Raw genomic sequence first — 15,981 nt, forward strand, 5'->3', positions numbered from 1 at the left:
CATGAGTCGTCTGACCGCCTTTCTCGCCGGGCTGCTGTTCGGCCTCGGCCTGCTGCTGGCCGGTATGGCCGATCCGGCCAAGGTGCTGGCCTTCCTCGACCTGGCCGGCGCCTGGGACCCGTCGCTGGCGCTGGTCATGGGCGGCGGCATCGCCGCCGCGCTGTTGCCCTTCACCCTCGCCAAGCGCCGCCAGCGTTCGCTGACCGGCTGCCCGATGCAGCTGCCGAGCAAGCGCCAGCCGGATCGCGCGCTGGTGACCGGCAGCCTGATCTTCGGCATCGGCTGGGGCATCGCCGGCATCTGTCCGGGGCCGGCGCTAGTGGTGCTGGGCAGCGGGCATGCCGGCATCCTGCCGTTCGTGATCGCCATGCTGGCCGGCATGGGGCTCTACCAGTGGTACGACAGCCACCGGGCGTGAACCGCGCGGTTTCGGGGCGGTCGATGAAACGGCTACCCTAGCGCCTTCGCCGCCCATGGTGGGCGGCGAGCCGTGATGATGCCCAGCAAGGAAAGGGAGAAACACTCGATGATGAAGAAACTGATTGCCTGCAGCGCCGGTCTGCTGATGGCCGGCGCGGCCAGCCTGGCCATGGCCCAGGTCAGCCCGGAAGACCAGATCAAGTTCCGCAAGGCCGGCTACAGCTACATGTCCTGGAACATGGGCAAGCTCAAGGCGCAGGTCATCGACGGCTCGGTCGCCTACGACCAGAAGCAGGTCGAAGCCGCCGCCAACGCCATCGCCGCCATCGCCAACTCCGGCATGGGCGCGCTGTACGGGCCGGGCACCGAGAAGTCGGTCGGCAACCAGAAGACCCGCGTCAAGCCGGAATTCTTCACCCAGAAGGACGAGGTCGCCAAGGTGGCCATCGCCTTCAACCAGGCCGCCAACGAGCTGGCCAAGGTTGCCGCCGGCGGCGACAAGGCGGCCATCGCCAAGGCCTTCGGCGACGTGGGCAAGAGCTGCAAGGGCTGCCACGACCAGTTCCGCATGGACTGATCGGTTGCCGCTGCAGGGGGCGCATCGCGCACCCTGCGCAGCCGCCGCGGTGCGCCGTACGCACCGGGCGGCGGCAAAACGCACAAGGGCGACCCGCGGGTCGCCCTTGTGCGTTACCAGGCCGGCGTGCTCTGCACCGGGGGCGGCGGCGGGGCGGGAATCCAGCTGCCGCCGGCCGCCCAGACGGTGGCCCCGGCGAAGGCCAGGGCAACCAGCAGCGCCGGCAGGCTGCCGCCGCTGGCCGGATTGACCGGCCGCGCGGCCGGCACCCTACGCTTGCCGTGCAGCATCGCCTCGATCAGGTTCTCGCCATGCACCAGGCGGTAGAACAGCAGCGCGGCCAGGTGCAGGACGATCAGCGCGATCACCAGCCACATGCCCTGGCGGTGCAGGCCGGTCAGGGCGCTGCTGGTGTCGCCGTCGACCAGCCGGTACAGCGGGCCGGTGAAGGCGATGTCGTCGTTGGCCACCAGGCCGCTGGCGACCTGGAAGCCCAGCGCGCCGAGCATCGCCAGCACCGACAGCCAGCCCAGGGGGTTGTGGCCGGCGCCGTGCCATTCGCCGCGCAGGTAGGCCGGCAGGCTCTGCGGCAGGTGCAGCACCTGGCCGAAGCGCACGTAGGTGGAGCCGAGCACGCCCCAGGCCAGGCGGAAGGCCAGCAGGCCGGCGACGAACAGGCCCAGACGGCCGTGCCAGGCCATCCAGTTGCCGCCGAGCCAGCCGGTGAGCAGCGCGGCGCTGACGCTGAGGGCGAGCAGCCAGTGGAAGAGACGGGTGGGCAGATCCCAGATGTGGACGTGGATGGTCATCGGCGATTTCCTTGCCAGAACGGAACAGGACAGCGCCGGCGTGTCGCGAAACACGCCGGCGCTGCGTACTGCGAACTTTACCCGAACAGGCGCATGACCCCGCACCTGCGGTGCGGGGTCATGCGGACTCAGGAGCGGGCGGGTAGCACGGCGGCGGCACGCCGGCGCCGGTCCTGCAGCAGCCAGACCAGGCCGAACAGGGCGAAGGCCGGCAGCCAGATCAGCTCCTTGGGCCAGCGCGCGGTGGGCGCGCGCACGTCGAGGATCTGCTGGTCGAACTCCAGACCCAGATCGGCCGCCGGGCTGCCGAAGGCGACGTTGTCGATCAGCGTCTTGCCGTCCTGCTCGTAGAGTTGGAGGCCCAGCTTGCCGAGGCGCTCCTCGCCGGTCGCGCCGGCCGGCACCGGCAGCAGCACGGTGAAGGTGCGCGGATCGCCCAGGGCGTCTTCGCCCTGGATGCGCAGGCGCAGGTTGCTGTCGGCCTCCACTTCGCCGAGCGCGCGGGCCAGTTCGGCCGGCGGCACTGCGCGGTAGGGGTCGTGCAGCATGTCCATCCAGAAGCCCGGGCGGAACAGGCTGAAGGCGATCAGCAGGAGCAGCAGGCTCTCGTACCAGCGGCTCTTGACCAGGAAGAAGCCCTGGGTGGCGGCGGCGAAGATCAGCATCGCCACGGTGGCGACGACGAAGATCAGCACGCCATGGGCGAAGCCCACGTCGATCAGCAGCAGGTCGGTGTTGAAGATGAACAGGAACGGCAGCGCCGCGGTGCGCAGGCTGTAGAAGAACGCCACCAGGCCGGTCTTGATCGGATCGCCCTTGGACACCGCAGCGGCGGCGAACGAGGCCAGGCCCACCGGCGGGGTGACGTCGGCCATGATGCCGAAGTAGAAGACGAACAGGTGCACGGCGATCAGCGGCACGATCAGACCGTTCTGCTGGCCGAGGGCGACGATCACCGGCGCCAGCAGGCTGGACACCACGATGTAGTTGGCGGTGGTCGGCAGGCCCATGCCGAGGATCAGGCTGAACACCGCGGTGAGCGCCAGCATCAGCAGCAGGTTGCCCATCGACAGGAACTCGACCAGGTCGGCGAGCACCAGGCCGACGCCGGTCTGCGACACCGCACCGACGATGATCCCGGCGGTGGCCGTGGCGATGCCGATGCCGATCATGTTGCGCGCGCCGGCGATCAGGCCCTCGCGCAGGTCGACGCAGCCGTCGATGAAGCTGCCGTGGGTTTCGCCGCCGTCGCCGCGCAGCCAGCCGAGCAGCGGGCGCTGGGTGAGCAGGATCACCACCAGCATCATGGTGCCCCAGAAGGCCGACAGGCCGGGGGACAGGCGCTCGATCATCAGGCACCAGACCAGCACCACCACCGGCAGCAGGAAGTGCAGGCCGGAGAGCAGCACCGCGCGGGTTTCCGGCAGTGCGTCGAGCGGCTTGTCGGGATCCTCGGCGGGCAGCGGCGGGTGGCTGGCGGCGATCTTCAAGAGGCCCAGGTAGGCCACCGCGAGCAGCGCGCCGATGCCCGGCAGGGCGTAGTCGCCGAGCGCCGGCTTGAGCCAGCCGAGGCCGTAGTAGACCGCCAGCGACAGGCCGGAGATCAGCGCGGCGCCGAAGGCGAAGCCGGTCAGGCGGCGCAGCCAGGGCTTGGGCTGACGCGCGCCGATCGGCTGCAGGCCGAGTTTCAGCGCTTCGAGGTGGACGATGTAGAACAGCGCGATGTAGGAGATCGCCGCCGGCAGGAAGGCGTGCTTGATGATCTCCACGTAGGGCATGCCGACGTACTCGACCATCAGGAAGGCGGCGGCGCCCATCACCGGCGGCATGATCTGGCCGTTGACCGAGGAGGCTACCTCCACCGCGCCGGCCTTCTCCTTGGAGAAGCCGACTTTCTTCATCATCGGGATGGTGAAGGTGCCGGTGGTCACCACGTTGGCGATCGACGAGCCGCTGATCACCCCGGTCAACGCCGAGGACACCACGGCGGCCTTGGCCGGGCCGCCGCGCAGGTGGCCGAGCAGGCTGAAGGCCAGCTGGATGAAGTAATGGCCGGCGCCGGCGCGTTCGAGCAGCGCGCCGAACAGCACGAAGAGGAACACGAAGCTGGTCGACACGCCGAGGGCGATGCCGAACACGCCTTCGGTGGTGATCCACTGGTGGTTGGCCAGCGCGCTGAAGCTCACCCCGCGGTGGGCGAGCAGCGCCGGCATCCACGGCCCGGCGACGCTGTAGGCGAGGAACGCCAGGGCGATCACCGCCAGCGCCGGGCCGAGGGCGCGGCGCGCGGCCTCCAGCAGCAGCGGGATGCCGATGCAGGCGGTGACCAGGTCGAGGGTGGTGAGGTTGCCCGGGCGTTGCGCCAGCTGCTCGTAGGCGACGAACAGGTAGGCGGCGCAGGCCGCGGCGGCCAGGCCGAGGGCGATGTCGGCAAGCGGCACGCGGTCGCGCGGCGAGCGCCTGAACGCCGGGTAGGCGAGGAAGGCCAGCAGCAGGGCGAAGGCCAGGTGGATGGCGCGGGTCTCAGTGTCGTTGAACACGCCGAAGCCGAACACGAAGGGCAGGGGCGATGCGATCCACAGCTGGAACAGCGACCAGAGCAGTGCCAGCCCGGCAATGATGCCGGCCATGGCGCCGGCGGGGCTACGGCCGCCGACGTCCTGGGCGATCAGCTCCTCGGTGGAGAGTGGTTTGTCTTGCATGGGATGAGCCTGCAACGGAAAGCGGATAACGCCGGAACCCGCGGCCTCGCGGCGCGCGGGTTCCGGTGGGAAGCTGCGTGGCGGGCGCTACTAGCAGCGTAGCAGCGCCCGGCGCGGACGGCGTGCGGGACGCCTTACAGCCAGCCGCGCTCCTTGTAGTAGCGCGCGGCGCCCTCGTGCAGCGGGGCGGACAGGCCGACCTTGATCATGTCCTCGGCCTTGAGGTCCTTGAACGCCGGGTGCAGGCGCTGGAAGCGCTCGAGGTTGTCGAACACCGACTTGACCAGCTGGTAGACCACTTCCGGGTCGGCCTTGGCGCTGGTGGACAGCACCGCCTTGCCGCCGATCGACGCGGTCGGCGCGTCGTTGCCCTTGTACAGGCCGCCGGGGATCTCGGCCTTGGTGTAGTAGCTCTTCTCGGCCAGCAGCTTGTCGATCTCGGCGCCGGTCACCGGCACCAGCACCGCGTCGACGGTGGTGGTGGCTTCCTGGATCGCGCCGTTGGGATGGCCGACGAAGTAGGTCATGGCGTCGATGTTGTTGTCGCCCAGCGCGCTGGCCTGCTCGGCCGGCTTGAGTTCGGCGGCCAGGGCGAACACCGACTTGTCCCAGCCCTTGACGCGCATGATCTCGTCGAGGGTATCGCGCTGGCCGGAGCCGGGGTTGCCGATGTTGACGCGCTTGCCCTTGAGGTCGTCGAAGCCGGCGATCTTGGCGTCGCGGCGGGCGAGGATGGTGAACACCTCGCTCTGCAGCGAGAACACCGCGCGGATGTCGTCCATCGCGCCCTCGGCCTGGAACGGCGCCTCGCCCTTCATCGCCTTGTACTGGTGGTCGGACTGCATGATGCCGAAGTTGAACTCGCCGCTGCGGATGCCGTTGACGTTGGCCACGCCGCCGCCGCTGGCCGGGGCGTTGCACTTGATGCCGTGCTCGGCCGAGCCGCGGTTGAGGAAGCGGCAGATCGACTGGCCGGCGACGTAGTAGACGCCGGTCTGGCCGCCGGTGCCGATGGTGACGAACTTGTCCTGGGCATGGGCGGTACTGCCGAGCGAGAGACCTGCCAGTGCTGCCGACAGGGCCAAGACCAAGGATTTGCCTTTCATGGGGTGCTTCCTTCTTCTGGTTATGGTGATGCGCCGCGGCTCTTGTGGAGCGCGGCGCAGAGGGCAAGTTTAACCGCAAACGGCGCCGGTCGAGCCGGCTAGTCGGGCAGCGCCAGCAGCAGGGCGGCGGTGTGCAGGTCGGGCTGGCCGTCGTGGCGCGCGGGGCGGTACTTCATCTGGAAGGCGGTGATCACGTTGCGGGTGGCCTGATCCAGCTCACCGTGCTGCGGCACCGCGTAGCCGACGCGGGCCAGCTGGTGCTGGAACCAGGCGGTGCCCGGCACCTGGCCGTCGAGCTGGCGCAGCCGTTCCTGCACCGTGGCGGGCTCTGGCCAGGGAATCAACCCGGCGGCGCCGAGCCTGGCCCAGGGGAACAGCGGGCCGGGGTCGACCTTGCGTTGCGGGGCGATGTCGCTGTGGCCGACGATGTTGATCGGCGCCACGCCGTGGCGCGCCTGGATGTCCTTGAGCAGGGCGATCAGGGTGTCGATCTGCGCGGGCGGGTAGGGCTGCCAGGTACGCCCGTGCGGGGTGTCGGTGTAGCCGCGGTTGACGATCTCGATGCCGATCGAGCTGGCGTTCAGCCAGGTCCGACCGCGCCACTGGCTGTCGCCGGCATGCCAGGCGCGGCGCTGCTCGTCGACCATCCGGTAGACCTTGTCGCCCTCTGCCGGCAGCAGGTAGTGGGCGCTGACGCCACCGTTCTTCAGGGTGCGCAGCGACTCGTCGAGGTCGCTGGAGGTGTAGTGGACGACGATGAATTCGACCCGACTGCCGTGGTCGACGGAGCGCTGCGAGTCGTCGAAGCGCAGGCCGCCGGCGCAGCCGCCGAGCAGCAGGGAAAGGGCGAGCAGGGGGAGAGTCTTCATGATCCAGGGACGGGCGTGCGGTGCGGGCATCCAGCATAGCGCGTCGGGATGCGGGTTGGGTGCCGCCCGGGGGCATTGCGGTGCCTGGCGCTGATGCGCGGGCGCGGTGAGCGGTGTATCCGCCGAGGTGCGGTCCTGCGGCGGCCTCATGCGCTGCGGGGAGTCGTCCAGGGTGGTCGCAGCGCGGCGGCAGGGGCCGGGGCGTGCCCGCCGCCTGGCTGCTCAGCGGCCGGTCGGGGCCGGCTCGGGACCGCTGACCAGGGCCTGGCGACGCAGCGCGCCGGGCAGGCGGATCTCCACCGCCACCGGCAGGTGGTCGGAGATCGGTGCGTCCAGCACCGCCATGCGCTGCAGGGCCAGCTCGGGGCTGAGCAGGATGTGGTCGATGCAGCGCTGCGGCTGCCAGCTGGGGAAGGTGGCGCAGGTCTGCGGGGCGAGCAGGCCGAGGTCGCGCAGCGGCGAGTGTTCGAGCAGTTCGCTGGCGTGGGTGTTCATGTCGCCCATCAGCACGCAGTGGCGGTAGCCGTGGATCAGTTCGCGGATGTAGGCCAGCTGGCGGGTGCGCGCCTTGGCGCCGAGCGCCAGGTGCATCATCACCACCGCCAGCGCCTGCGGGCCTTCGCCGAAACGCAGCAGGATCGCGCCGCGTCCGCGCGGGCCGGGCAGCGGGTGATCTTCCAGCAGGCTCGGACGCAGGCGGCTGAGCAGGCCGTTGCTGTGCTGGGCCAGCGGGCCCAGGTTGCGGTTGAGCTGCTGGTACCAGTAGGGGAAGTCGCCGAGCTGGGCGAGGTGCTCGACCTGGTTGACGTAGCTGGAGCGCAGGCTGCCGCCGTCCACTTCCTGCAGGGCGACCAGGTCGAAATCGCCGAGCAGCGTGCCGATGCGCTGCAGGTTGGCGGCGCGTTCGCGGTGCGGCAGCAGGTGCTGCCAGCTGCGGGTCAGGTAGTGATGGTAGCGGCGGGTGCTGATGCCGACCTGGATGTTGAAGCTGAGCAGGCGCAGCGAGTCGCCCGGACCGGCCGCCGCGCCGGCCCGGGGGTTGTGCTGCGCGCTGTGGCTACCGGGCGCGCGGCGCTCGATCCAGCGCCTGAGCATGGCGGCGCTTACTGGGCGGCTGCGGGCTGGCTGGCGCGCTCCTTGGCGATCAGGTGATCGGCGACCTTGAGGGCGCCCTCCGGACCGCCGGCGCTGCCCAGGTCGAAGCGGTACTTGCCGTTGACCACCATCACCGGTACGCCGGTGATCTGGTAGGACATCGCCAGTTTCTTGGCCTTCTCCATCTGCCCCTTCACGGCGAAGGAGTTGAAGGTCTTCAGGAAGACGTCCTTGTCGACGCCCTGGCCGGCGAGGAACTCGGCCATTTCCTCGGGGGTGGCGAGCTTCTTCTGCTCGTTGTGGATGGCGGAGAAGACCGCCTGGTGGACCTTGTCCTCCACGCCCATCGCTTCGAGGGTCAGGAACATCTGCCCGTGGACGTTCCACAGGCCGCCGAACAGGGCGGGCACGCGGACGAAGTTGACGTCTTCGGGCAGCTTCTCGGCCCAGGGCAGGATGCTCGGCTCGAACTGGTAGCAGTGCGGGCAGCCGTACCAGAACAGCTCGACCACCTCGATCTTGCCGGGCTGGGCGACCGGAACCGGGCTGCCCAGTTCGACGTACTGCTTGCCGGCCTGGATGTCTTCGGCTGAGGCGGTGGCGCCGAACAGGCTGAGGCCGGCGAAGACGGCGGAGAGAACCAGATTACGCATGCTGAACTCCTGAACGGGTGCGGGGTGCGCGGTACGGGATTGGACGCCGCGGTGGCGGCCGAGTTCGCCGGATTGTAGGCGAGACGGGTACGAAAAAGGGCGGCCGTAGCCACCCTTTTTGTGTTGCAGACTATACCGGGGTGCTCAGTGCAGGCCCTGGATATAGCTGGACACCGCTTCGATGTCCTTGTTGCTCAGCTTGGCGGCGATGGCGCGCATGATCATGCTGTCGCCGTCGTTGGTGCGGTTGCCTTCGCGGAAGTCGGTCAGCTGCTTGGCCACATAGGTGGCGTGCTGGCCGTTCAGTTTCGGGAAGCCGGCCAGGTCGTTGCCGGCGCCGTTGGGCGAGTGGCAGCCGGTGCAGGCAGGCATGCCGGCTTCCAGGTTGCCGCCGCGGAACAGTGCTTCGCCGCGCTCGACCAGCTTGGGATCGGCCTGACCGATGCTGCCGGTCTGGCTGGCGTAGTAGGCGGCGATGTCGGCCAGGTCCTGATCGCTCAGGTTGGTCAGCAGGCCGGTCATTTCGACTACCTGACGATTGCCACTCTTGATGTCGTTCAGCTGCTTGAGCAGGTAGCGCTCGCCCTGGCCGGCCAGTTTCGGGAAGTTCGGTGCCAGGCTGTTGCCATCCGGGCTGTGGCAGGCGCCGCACACGGCGGTCTTGGCCTGGCCGGCAGCGGCGTCGCCAGCAGCCTGTGCCAGACCGGTAACGCCCAGGGTCAACAGCAGACTCACGAGTAGTTTGTTCATCAGCTAATCCAACTACGGCTAAGTGGGGAATGGGGTAGGCGGACTTACTTGCTCATCCACTCGATGGTGGCTTTGTAGTCCTCGGCGCTGCAGTCCATGCACATGCCGCGCGGCGGCATGGCGTTCAGGCCGTTGGTAACGCTGGCGACCAGTGCGTCCATGCCTTTTTCCAGGCGCGGTTTCCAGGCTTCGGCATCGCCCTTTTTCGGGGCTCCGGCGACGCCGGCGTTGTGACACACGGCGCAGGCCTTGTTGTAGACCGCTTCGGGTTCCTGGGCAGCCTGCACGGAGGCAGTCATGGCAGCGAGCGACACAGCGAGCAGCAGTTTCTTCATGGTCGACCTCTTCTCATCGGATGAAGACGGCCCGGCGCTCTGCTGGCGGGGTCCGTCCAGGCTAACACGGAATCTTGGCGGTAAAGCGCACACAAAATCCGTGGCATTATATACACGCGACGTCAAAACGGAAACGGAACCACCGTCCGCGACACTTGGTCGCAGCCCAATTCAGTCCCAGTCTGCGCGCGCCTGCGGCGCAGGCAAACAACAGGCCCACGCCATGTCCGTCAAGAATCCGATCCTCGGCCTGTGTCAGCAGGCCGCCTTCATCAAGAGCGCCGCCCAGGTCGATCAGTGCCCGCCGGACGAGGGTTTCGAAGTGGCCTTCGCCGGGCGCTCCAACGCCGGCAAGTCCAGCGCGCTGAACACCCTGACCCACGCCCGTCTGGCGCGTACCTCGAAGACCCCGGGGCGCACCCAGCTGCTCAACTTCTTCCGTCTCGACGACATGCGCCGGCTGGTCGACCTGCCCGGCTACGGCTACGCCAAGGTGCCGATTCCCCTCAAGCAGCACTGGCAGCGTCACCTGGAGGCCTACCTGGGCAGCCGTCACAGCCTGGTCGGCGTGGTGCTGATGATGGACATCCGCCATCCGCTCACCGAGTTCGACCGCATGATGCTCGACTGGGCGCTGGCCAGCCGCCTGCCGATTCACGTGCTGCTGACCAAGGCCGACAAGCTGACCTTCGGCGCGGCGAAGAATGCGCTGCTCAAGGTGCAGAAGGACATTCGCCAGGGCTGGGGCGACGTGGCCAGCGTGCAGCTGTTCTCCGCGCCCAAGCGCCAGGGCATCGAGGAGGCGCAGGCGGTGCTGGCCGGCTGGCTGGGGCTGCTGGAGGGCGTCGATGCCGACGCGGAGGTCGCGCAGGGCTGAGCGGCGCCGGGTCGCGAATTGCGGGCAAAAAAAAGCCGGACTTCCGAGGTGGGGGGAGGGAAGTCCGACCTTGTAATGCCGCAGTCTCAGGCTGCGGCAGTCTGCCAACAGGTGTTGCAAGCACTCATTGCTCCGCGAGGGGCTGCCAACCACTCGTAACATCCGACCGCGGCGGCGGCGCGATGGTTCCCCCGTTCGTCGCCGCGCCGCGTGCGTCTCAGTGCGCCTCGTCCCAGTTGGCGCCGACCCCCGCTTCCACCAGCAGCGGCACGTCCAGCGCGGCGGCACCGCTCATCAGCGGCAGCAGGCCGGCCCTGAGCGCCTCGACCTGATCCTCGCGCACCTCCAGAACCAGTTCGTCATGGACCTGGAGGATCATCCGCGCATCCAGCCCGCTGTCCTGCAGCCAGGCATCCACCGCGACCATGGCGCGCTTGATGATGTCGGCGGCGCTGCCCTGCATGGGCGCGTTGATCGCCGTGCGTTCGGCGGCCTTGCGCATCGCGCCGTTGCGCGAGCGGATCTCCGGCAGGTACAGGCGGCGGCCGAACAGGGTCTCGACATAGCCCTGCTCGGCGGCCTGCGCGCGGGTGCGCTCCATATAGGCCAGTACGCCGGGGTAACGGGCGAAGTAGCGCTCGATGTACTCCTGGGCTTCCTTGCGCTCGACGCCCAGCTGCTTGGCCAGGCCGAAGGCGCTCATGCCGTAGATCAGCCCGAAGTTGATCGCCTTGGCACGGCGGCGCTGCTCGGCAGTGACCTGCTCCAGGGCGACGCCGAACACCTCGGCGGCGGTGGCGCGGTGCACGTCGCGGTCGTGGCGGAAGGCGTCGAGCAGCCCGGCGTCCTGGGCCAGGTGGGCCATGATGCGCAGCTCGATCTGCGAGTAGTCGGCGGCGACCAGCCGGTAGCCCGGCGCGGAGACGAAGGCCTGGCGGATGCGCCGGCCCTCGGCGGTGCGGATCGGGATGTTCTGCAGGTTGGGGTCGCTGGAGGACAGCCGTCCGGTGGCGGTCACCGCCTGGTGGTAGCTGGTGTGGATGCGCCCGGTGCACGGGTTGATCTGCTCGGGCAGACGGTCGGTGTAGGTGCTTTTGAGCTTGCTGACGCTGCGGTACTCGATCAGCACCTGGGGCAGCGCGTGGCCCTGCTCGGCCAGCTCGGCCAGCACGCTCTCGGCGGTCGAGGCCTGGCCCTTGGCGGTCTTGGCGAGGATCGGCAGGCCGAGCTTGTCGTAGAGGATGGCGCCGAGCTGCTTGGGCGAGGCGAGATTGAACTCCTCGCCGGCCAGCTCGAAGGCCGCCCGTTCGAGCTGCTGCATCTTCTCGCCCAGCTCGACGCTCTGCTCGCCGAGCAGCTGGGCGTCGACCAGCGCGCCGTGGCGCTCGATGCGCGCCAACACCGGCACCAGCGGCATCTCGATGTCGGTGAGCACTTGCGCCAGGGTTGGCTCCGCCTGCAGCTTCTCCCACAGGGTGCGGTGCAGGCGCAGGGTGACGTCGGCGTCCTCGGCGGCGTAGGGCCCGGCCTGTTCCAGGGCGATCTGGTCGAAGGTCAGCTGCTTGGCGCCCTTGCCGGCGATGTCCTCGAACTTCACCGTCGTCTCGTCCAGGTACTTGAGTGCCAGGCTGTCCATGTCGTGGCGCGTCGCGGTCGAATCCAGCACGTAGGATTCGAGCATGGTGTCGAAGGCCACCCCGCGCACCGCGATGCCGTAGCGGGCGAGGATGTTGATGTCGTACTTGGCGTGCTGGCCGACCTTGGCCTTGGTCGGGTCCTCCAGCAGCGGCTTGAGCGCGGCGAGCACGGTGTCGCGGTCCAGCTGCTCGGGCACGCCCATGTAGCTGTGGGTCAGCGGCACGTAGGCGGCCTCGAACGGCGTGATCGCGAAGGAGAGGCCGACCAGTTCGGCCTGCTGGGCGTCGAGGCCGGTGGTCTCGGTGTCGAAGGCGAACAGCGGCGCGGCTTCGAGCTTCGCCAGCCAGGCGGCGAAGCGCGCCGGGTCGAGCAGGGTTTCGTAGTGTCGCGGGGCGGCGGCCGGTTCCGGCTTGTCCACTGTCGTCGCGGTATCGCCGTCGGCGGCGAACAGGTCGGCGGTCGCGGTCGGCGCCGGCTGGCTGTCCAGCTGGCGCTGGGCCTCGTCCAGCCAGCTCCTGAACTCCAGCTCGCGGTACAGCGGCAGCAGCGCGGCGTGGTCCGGCGCGGCGGGGTGCAGTTCGTCGAGGTGCACGTCGAGTGCCACGTCGGTCTTGATGGTGGCCAGCTGGTAGGACAGGTAGGCCATCTCGCGGTGTTCCTCGAGCTTGGCCGGCAGCGACTTGGCGCCGCGGATCGGCAGCGCCGGCACCCGGTCGAGGCTGGCGTAGATCAGGTCGAGGCCGCCGCCCAGGCCCTGCAGCAGGCCCAGCGCGGTCTTCTCGCCGACCCCCGGCACGCCGGGGATGTTGTCGACCTTGTCGCCCATCAGCGCCAGGTAGTCGATGATCAGCTCCGGGCCGATGCCGAACTTGGCGATCACCCCGTCGCGGTCCAGGTAGGTCGGCGGGTTGGTCATGGTGTTGACCAGGGTGATGTGGCCGTCGACCAGCTGGGCCATGTCCTTGTCGCCGGTGGAGATCAGCACCGGGCGCTCGGCGGCGGCGCTGGAGCGCGCCAGGGTGCCGATCACGTCGTCGGCCTCGACCCCCTCGATGCACAGCAGCGGCAGGCCGAGGGCGCGCACGCAGGCGTGCAGCGGCTCGATCTGCACGCGCAGGTCGTCGGGCATCGGCGGGCGGTGCGACTTGTAGTGCTCGAACAGCTCGTCGCGGAAAGTCGGCCCCTTGGCGTCGAACACCACCGCGAAGGGGCTGTCCGGGTACTGCCTGCGCAGGCTCCTGAGCATGTTCAGCACGCCTTTCACCGCCCCGGTGGGCAGCCCCTTGGCGGTGTGCAGCGGCGGCAGGGCGTGGAAGGCGCGGTACAGGTAGGAGGAACCGTCCACCAGGACGAGAGGGGCTAGACTCATAGGGAAATCGACTCTTGGGCGATGCGACCGGGGTAAGATAACCGGACAATTCACAGCAAAGGGACAAGGTTACCACCATGCGCGCAATCAACCGTCTGCTGCTCGCCGGCCTGCTGGCCGCCACCCCGCTGGTCGCCAGTGCCGAGGACGCGGCGCCGAGCGGCGAACCGGATGTGACCATCCGCCAGGAAGGCGACAAGACCGTCCAGGAGTACCGCATCAATGGCTTCCTCTATGCCATCAAGGTCACCCCCAAGACCGGCAAGCCGTACTTCCTGGTCCGCGCCGACGGCGACAGCAACTTCATCCGCTCCGACAGCCCGGACATGCTGATCCCGCAGTGGGAAATCTTCCGCTGGTGACCGGCTGCGGCGGCCGGTCCGCCCCGGTCGCCGCAGCGCCTCGCCCCTTGCCGCGCAGGTAACCGCGATGTCCGTCTTCACCCCGCTCCAGCGCCCCGAACTGCAGGCCTTCCTCGCGCCCTACGGCCTCGGCCGCCTGCTCGACTTTCAGGGCATCGCCGCCGGCACCGAGAACAGCAACTTCTTCGTCAGCCTGGAGCGCGGCGAGTATGTGCTGACTCTGGTCGAGCGCGGCCCGCGCGAAGCCCTGGGCTTCGCCGTCGCCCTGCTCGACGTGCTGCATGCCGCCGGCCTGCCGGTGCCCTACGCGCTGCGCACGGCGGACGGCACCGCCATCGGCGAGCTGGCCGGGCTGCCGGCGCTGCTGCAGCCGCGCCTGCCCGGCCGTCACGTCGGCCTGCCCAATGCGCACCACTGCCAGGCGGTCGGCGAACTGCTGGCGCGCCTGCACCTGGCCACCCGCGCGGCATGCATCGAACGACCTAGCGACCGCGGCTTCGCCTGGATGCTCGGCGAGGGTCCGCTGCAGGCGCTGCGCCTGGACGACGCCGGGTGCGCGCTGCTGCGCGGCGCGCTGGAGGAAATCGCCCGCCTGCGCCCGCGCCTCGACGCGCTGCCGGCGGCCAACCTGCACGGCGACCTGTTCCGCGACAACGTGCTGTTCGACGGCAACCGCCTGTCCGGGGTGATCGACTTCCACAACGCCTGCTCCGGGCCGATGCTCTACGACCTGGCGATCGCCGCCAACGACTGGTGCGTGGAGCCCTGCGGCGCCTTCGACCGCGCGCGCCTCGACGCGCTGCTCGCCGGCTACGCCGCGCTGCGCCCGTTCGGCGCCGCCGAGGCCGAGCTGTGGCCGGCCATGCTGCGCGCCGCCTGCGTGCGCTTCTGGCTGTCGCGGCTGATCGCCGCCGAGGCCTTCGCCGGCCAGGACGTGCTGATCAAGGACCCCGCGGAATTCCGCCAGCTGCTGCAGGCGCGCCAGGGCGCGCTGCCGGGCTTGCCCTTCGCCCTGTAGGCCGGCGCGTTTGCTGCGCGGCGGCGGAGTGTTTATGGTGCACGGACAATAACAATACGAGTCCGTCCCATGGACATGCGCATGCAACGCTTCAAGGTACTGGGCGCCGGCATCTTCAGCCTGCTGCTGACCCTCGGCATCGCCCGTTTCGCCTACACCCCGCTGCTGCCGCTGATGCAGCAGCAGGCCGGCCTCGGCGTCGCCGACGCCGGCTGGCTGGCGGCCCTCAACTACACCGGCTACCTGTGCGGTGCGCTGCTCGCCGCACTGATCGGCGACCTGCGTCTCAAGGACCGTCTTTACCGCATCGGCCTGCTGGTCGCCGTCGCCAGCACCCTGGCGATGGCGCTGAGCGACCACCTCGCGGTGTGGGCGCTGTCGCGCTTCGTCGCCGGGCTGAGCAGCGCCGCCGGCATGCTGCTCGGTACCGGGCTGATCCTCAACTGGCTGCTCCGCCACGGCCTGCGCGGCGAACTGGGCATCCACTTCTCCGGCATCGGCCTGGGCATCGTCGGCTGCGCCGCCACGGTGGCGGCGCTGGAGCACTGGCTGGACTGGCGCCAGCAGTGGCTGGCCCTCGGCGTCCTCGGCGTGCTCCTGCTGATCCCGGCGCTGCGCTGGCTGCCGCCGCCCCCGGCACAGGCGGCGGGCGGGGGCGCCAGCGCGGGCATGGCCGACAACCCGCCCGGTGCGCTGTTCATGCGCCTGCTGATGGCCGCCTACTTCTGCGCCGGGATCGGCTACGTGGTCAGCGCCACCTTCATCGTCGCCATCGTCGAGCGCCTGCCGGGACTGGCCGGGCAGGGCACCCTGGTGTTCCTGGCGATCGGCATCGGCGCCGCGCCCGGGTGCATCCTCTGGGACTTCGTCGCCCGGCGCATCGGCATGCTCAGCGCGCTGCTGCTGGCCGCGCTGCTGCAGATCGGCGGCATCCTGCTGCCGCTGGCCGGCGGCCTGGCGGCGGCGCTGAGCGGCGCGCTGCTGTTCGGTGCGACCTTCATCGGCATGGTCAGCCTGGTGCTGACCATGGCCGGGCGCTACTACCCGAGCCGCCCGGCGAAGATGATGGGGCGCATGACCCTCTCCTACGGCGCGGCGCAGATCGTCGGCCCGGCGCTCACCGGCTGGCTGGCGCTGCGCCTGGGCAGCTACGACGCCGGGCTCTACCTGGCGGCGGGCGCGATGCTGCTGGGCAGCGGCCTGCTGCTGGTGCTCAAGGGGCTGGAACGGCGCGAACTGCGCTTGGCGCCGCTCGGCGGCTGAGGGTACGACGGGGGAGGGGCCGAGGCCGCTTGTGGCGGCCGGTTGGCACTGATTGCGGGAGAGACGCGCCGCTCCGCCTTGTGGACGGTGGCGCGTGCAGACCTTGCCGCTGGCGGGGTCTGCCTTGCTCGCAGCGTC

15 protein-coding genes are annotated in these 15,981 nt (G+C 69.6%); 6 read left to right on the top strand and 9 right to left on the bottom strand.

Annotated features, from left to right (window positions below; translation table 11 throughout):
- The first annotated feature begins 1 nt into the window (after position 1).
- Both BLU22_RS05690 and BLU22_RS05695 read left to right on the top strand, forming a co-directional pair.
- Complete coding sequence (locus tag BLU22_RS05690) at positions 2 to 418, top strand: YeeE/YedE family protein (RefSeq protein WP_090212803.1); 417 nt, start codon at positions 2 to 4, stop codon at positions 416 to 418.
- 108 nt (positions 419 to 526) lie between these two features.
- The gene (locus tag BLU22_RS05695) at positions 527 to 997 is read left to right on the top strand and encodes a c-type cytochrome (RefSeq protein WP_394327539.1); all 471 of its coding nucleotides are present in this window, start codon (positions 527 to 529) and stop codon (positions 995 to 997) included.
- A 113-nt stretch (positions 998 to 1,110) separates the two neighbouring features.
- Here the strand turns inward: BLU22_RS05695 and BLU22_RS05700 are convergent, their stop codons facing one another.
- From BLU22_RS05700 to BLU22_RS05735, 8 genes are all read right to left on the bottom strand, one after another.
- Positions 1,111 to 1,806: a cytochrome b/b6 domain-containing protein gene (locus BLU22_RS05700; protein WP_090212804.1), complete on the bottom strand. Its 696-nt coding sequence runs from the start codon at positions 1,804 to 1,806 to the stop codon at positions 1,111 to 1,113.
- 128 nt (positions 1,807 to 1,934) lie between these two features.
- Positions 1,935 to 4,508: a TRAP transporter permease gene (locus tag BLU22_RS05705; RefSeq protein WP_090212806.1), complete on the bottom strand. Its 2,574-nt coding sequence runs from the start codon at positions 4,506 to 4,508 to the stop codon at positions 1,935 to 1,937.
- A gap of 134 nt (positions 4,509 to 4,642) precedes the next feature.
- The gene (locus tag BLU22_RS05710; protein WP_090212808.1) at positions 4,643 to 5,614 is read right to left on the bottom strand and encodes a TAXI family TRAP transporter solute-binding subunit; all 972 of its coding nucleotides are present in this window, start codon (positions 5,612 to 5,614) and stop codon (positions 4,643 to 4,645) included.
- Between the two features lie 98 nt (positions 5,615 to 5,712).
- Entirely contained in the window at positions 5,713 to 6,483 is a 771-nt protein-coding gene (locus BLU22_RS05715; RefSeq protein ID WP_090212809.1) for an N-acetylmuramoyl-L-alanine amidase, read from the bottom strand.
- A gap of 222 nt (positions 6,484 to 6,705) precedes the next feature.
- Positions 6,706 to 7,578 (bottom strand): endonuclease/exonuclease/phosphatase family protein, encoded by an 873-nt coding sequence (locus BLU22_RS05720; RefSeq protein WP_090212811.1) that lies wholly within the window; start codon positions 7,576 to 7,578, stop codon positions 6,706 to 6,708.
- Positions 7,579 to 7,586: 8 nt separating this feature from the next.
- Positions 7,587 to 8,231 (bottom strand): thiol:disulfide interchange protein DsbA/DsbL, encoded by a 645-nt coding sequence (locus BLU22_RS05725; RefSeq protein ID WP_090212812.1) that lies wholly within the window; start codon positions 8,229 to 8,231, stop codon positions 7,587 to 7,589.
- A 144-nt stretch (positions 8,232 to 8,375) separates the two neighbouring features.
- The gene (locus BLU22_RS05730; protein ID WP_090212814.1) at positions 8,376 to 8,981 is read right to left on the bottom strand and encodes a c-type cytochrome; all 606 of its coding nucleotides are present in this window, start codon (positions 8,979 to 8,981) and stop codon (positions 8,376 to 8,378) included.
- A gap of 44 nt (positions 8,982 to 9,025) precedes the next feature.
- Positions 9,026 to 9,316 (bottom strand): c-type cytochrome, encoded by a 291-nt coding sequence (locus tag BLU22_RS05735; protein WP_090212815.1) that lies wholly within the window; start codon positions 9,314 to 9,316, stop codon positions 9,026 to 9,028.
- Between the two features lie 223 nt (positions 9,317 to 9,539).
- On the opposite strand from BLU22_RS05735, the gene yihA reads away from it, so the two are divergent.
- Positions 9,540 to 10,193, top strand: a complete 654-nt coding sequence (gene yihA, locus BLU22_RS05740) for a ribosome biogenesis GTP-binding protein YihA/YsxC (RefSeq protein WP_090212817.1) — start codon at positions 9,540 to 9,542, stop codon at positions 10,191 to 10,193.
- Between the two features lie 217 nt (positions 10,194 to 10,410).
- On the opposite strand, the gene polA is transcribed toward yihA, so the two are convergent.
- Complete coding sequence (polA, locus tag BLU22_RS05745) at positions 10,411 to 13,200, bottom strand: DNA polymerase I (protein WP_090212819.1); 2,790 nt, start codon at positions 13,198 to 13,200, stop codon at positions 10,411 to 10,413.
- 77 nt (positions 13,201 to 13,277) lie between these two features.
- Between polA and BLU22_RS05750 the strand changes: the two genes are divergently transcribed.
- The 3 genes from BLU22_RS05750 (at position 13,278) to BLU22_RS05760 (ending at position 15,843) form a co-directional block, all read left to right on the top strand.
- Positions 13,278 to 13,562, top strand: a complete 285-nt coding sequence (locus BLU22_RS05750; protein WP_090212821.1) for a DUF2782 domain-containing protein — start codon at positions 13,278 to 13,280, stop codon at positions 13,560 to 13,562.
- 67 nt (positions 13,563 to 13,629) lie between these two features.
- Entirely contained in the window at positions 13,630 to 14,580 is a 951-nt protein-coding gene (locus tag BLU22_RS05755) for a homoserine kinase (RefSeq protein WP_090212822.1), read from the top strand.
- Between the two features lie 81 nt (positions 14,581 to 14,661).
- Complete coding sequence (locus BLU22_RS05760) at positions 14,662 to 15,843, top strand: YbfB/YjiJ family MFS transporter (RefSeq protein ID WP_197676773.1); 1,182 nt, start codon at positions 14,662 to 14,664, stop codon at positions 15,841 to 15,843.
- Positions 15,844 to 15,981: the final 138 nt, after the last annotated feature.

Origin of the sequence: Pseudomonas guangdongensis, assembly GCF_900105885.1 — a bacterium.
Taxonomy (GTDB): domain Bacteria; phylum Pseudomonadota; class Gammaproteobacteria; order Pseudomonadales; family Pseudomonadaceae; genus Geopseudomonas; species Geopseudomonas guangdongensis.

What these genes read in the sequence shown, in the direction of transcription:
- BLU22_RS05725 (WP_090212812.1), bottom strand. Translation starts at nt 8,231, where the DNA reads ATGCGTAATCTGGTTCTCTCCGCCGTCTTCGCCGGCCTCAGCCTGTTC.
- polA (WP_090212819.1), bottom strand. Translation starts at nt 13,200, where the DNA reads ATGAGTCTAGCCCCTCTCGTCCTGGTGGACGGTTCCTCCTACCTGTAC.
- BLU22_RS05735 (WP_090212815.1), bottom strand. Translation starts at nt 9,316, where the DNA reads ATGAAGAAACTGCTGCTCGCTGTGTCGCTCGCTGCCATGACTGCCTCC.
- BLU22_RS05690 (WP_090212803.1), top strand. Translation starts at nt 2, where the DNA reads ATGAGTCGTCTGACCGCCTTTCTCGCCGGGCTGCTGTTCGGCCTCGGC.
- BLU22_RS05720 (WP_090212811.1), bottom strand. Translation starts at nt 7,578, where the DNA reads ATGCTCAGGCGCTGGATCGAGCGCCGCGCGCCCGGTAGCCACAGCGCG.
- BLU22_RS05700 (WP_090212804.1), bottom strand. Translation starts at nt 1,806, where the DNA reads ATGACCATCCACGTCCACATCTGGGATCTGCCCACCCGTCTCTTCCAC.
- BLU22_RS05710 (WP_090212808.1), bottom strand. Translation starts at nt 5,614, where the DNA reads ATGAAAGGCAAATCCTTGGTCTTGGCCCTGTCGGCAGCACTGGCAGGT.
- BLU22_RS05750 (WP_090212821.1), top strand. Translation starts at nt 13,278, where the DNA reads ATGCGCGCAATCAACCGTCTGCTGCTCGCCGGCCTGCTGGCCGCCACC.
- BLU22_RS05760 (WP_197676773.1), top strand. Translation starts at nt 14,662, where the DNA reads ATGCAACGCTTCAAGGTACTGGGCGCCGGCATCTTCAGCCTGCTGCTG.
- BLU22_RS05755 (WP_090212822.1), top strand. Translation starts at nt 13,630, where the DNA reads ATGTCCGTCTTCACCCCGCTCCAGCGCCCCGAACTGCAGGCCTTCCTC.
- yihA (WP_090212817.1), top strand. Translation starts at nt 9,540, where the DNA reads ATGTCCGTCAAGAATCCGATCCTCGGCCTGTGTCAGCAGGCCGCCTTC.
- BLU22_RS05730 (WP_090212814.1), bottom strand. Translation starts at nt 8,981, where the DNA reads ATGAACAAACTACTCGTGAGTCTGCTGTTGACCCTGGGCGTTACCGGT.
- BLU22_RS05715 (WP_090212809.1), bottom strand. Translation starts at nt 6,483, where the DNA reads ATGAAGACTCTCCCCCTGCTCGCCCTTTCCCTGCTGCTCGGCGGCTGC.
- BLU22_RS05695 (WP_394327539.1), top strand. Translation starts at nt 527, where the DNA reads ATGATGAAGAAACTGATTGCCTGCAGCGCCGGTCTGCTGATGGCCGGC.
- BLU22_RS05705 (WP_090212806.1), bottom strand. Translation starts at nt 4,508, where the DNA reads ATGCAAGACAAACCACTCTCCACCGAGGAGCTGATCGCCCAGGACGTC.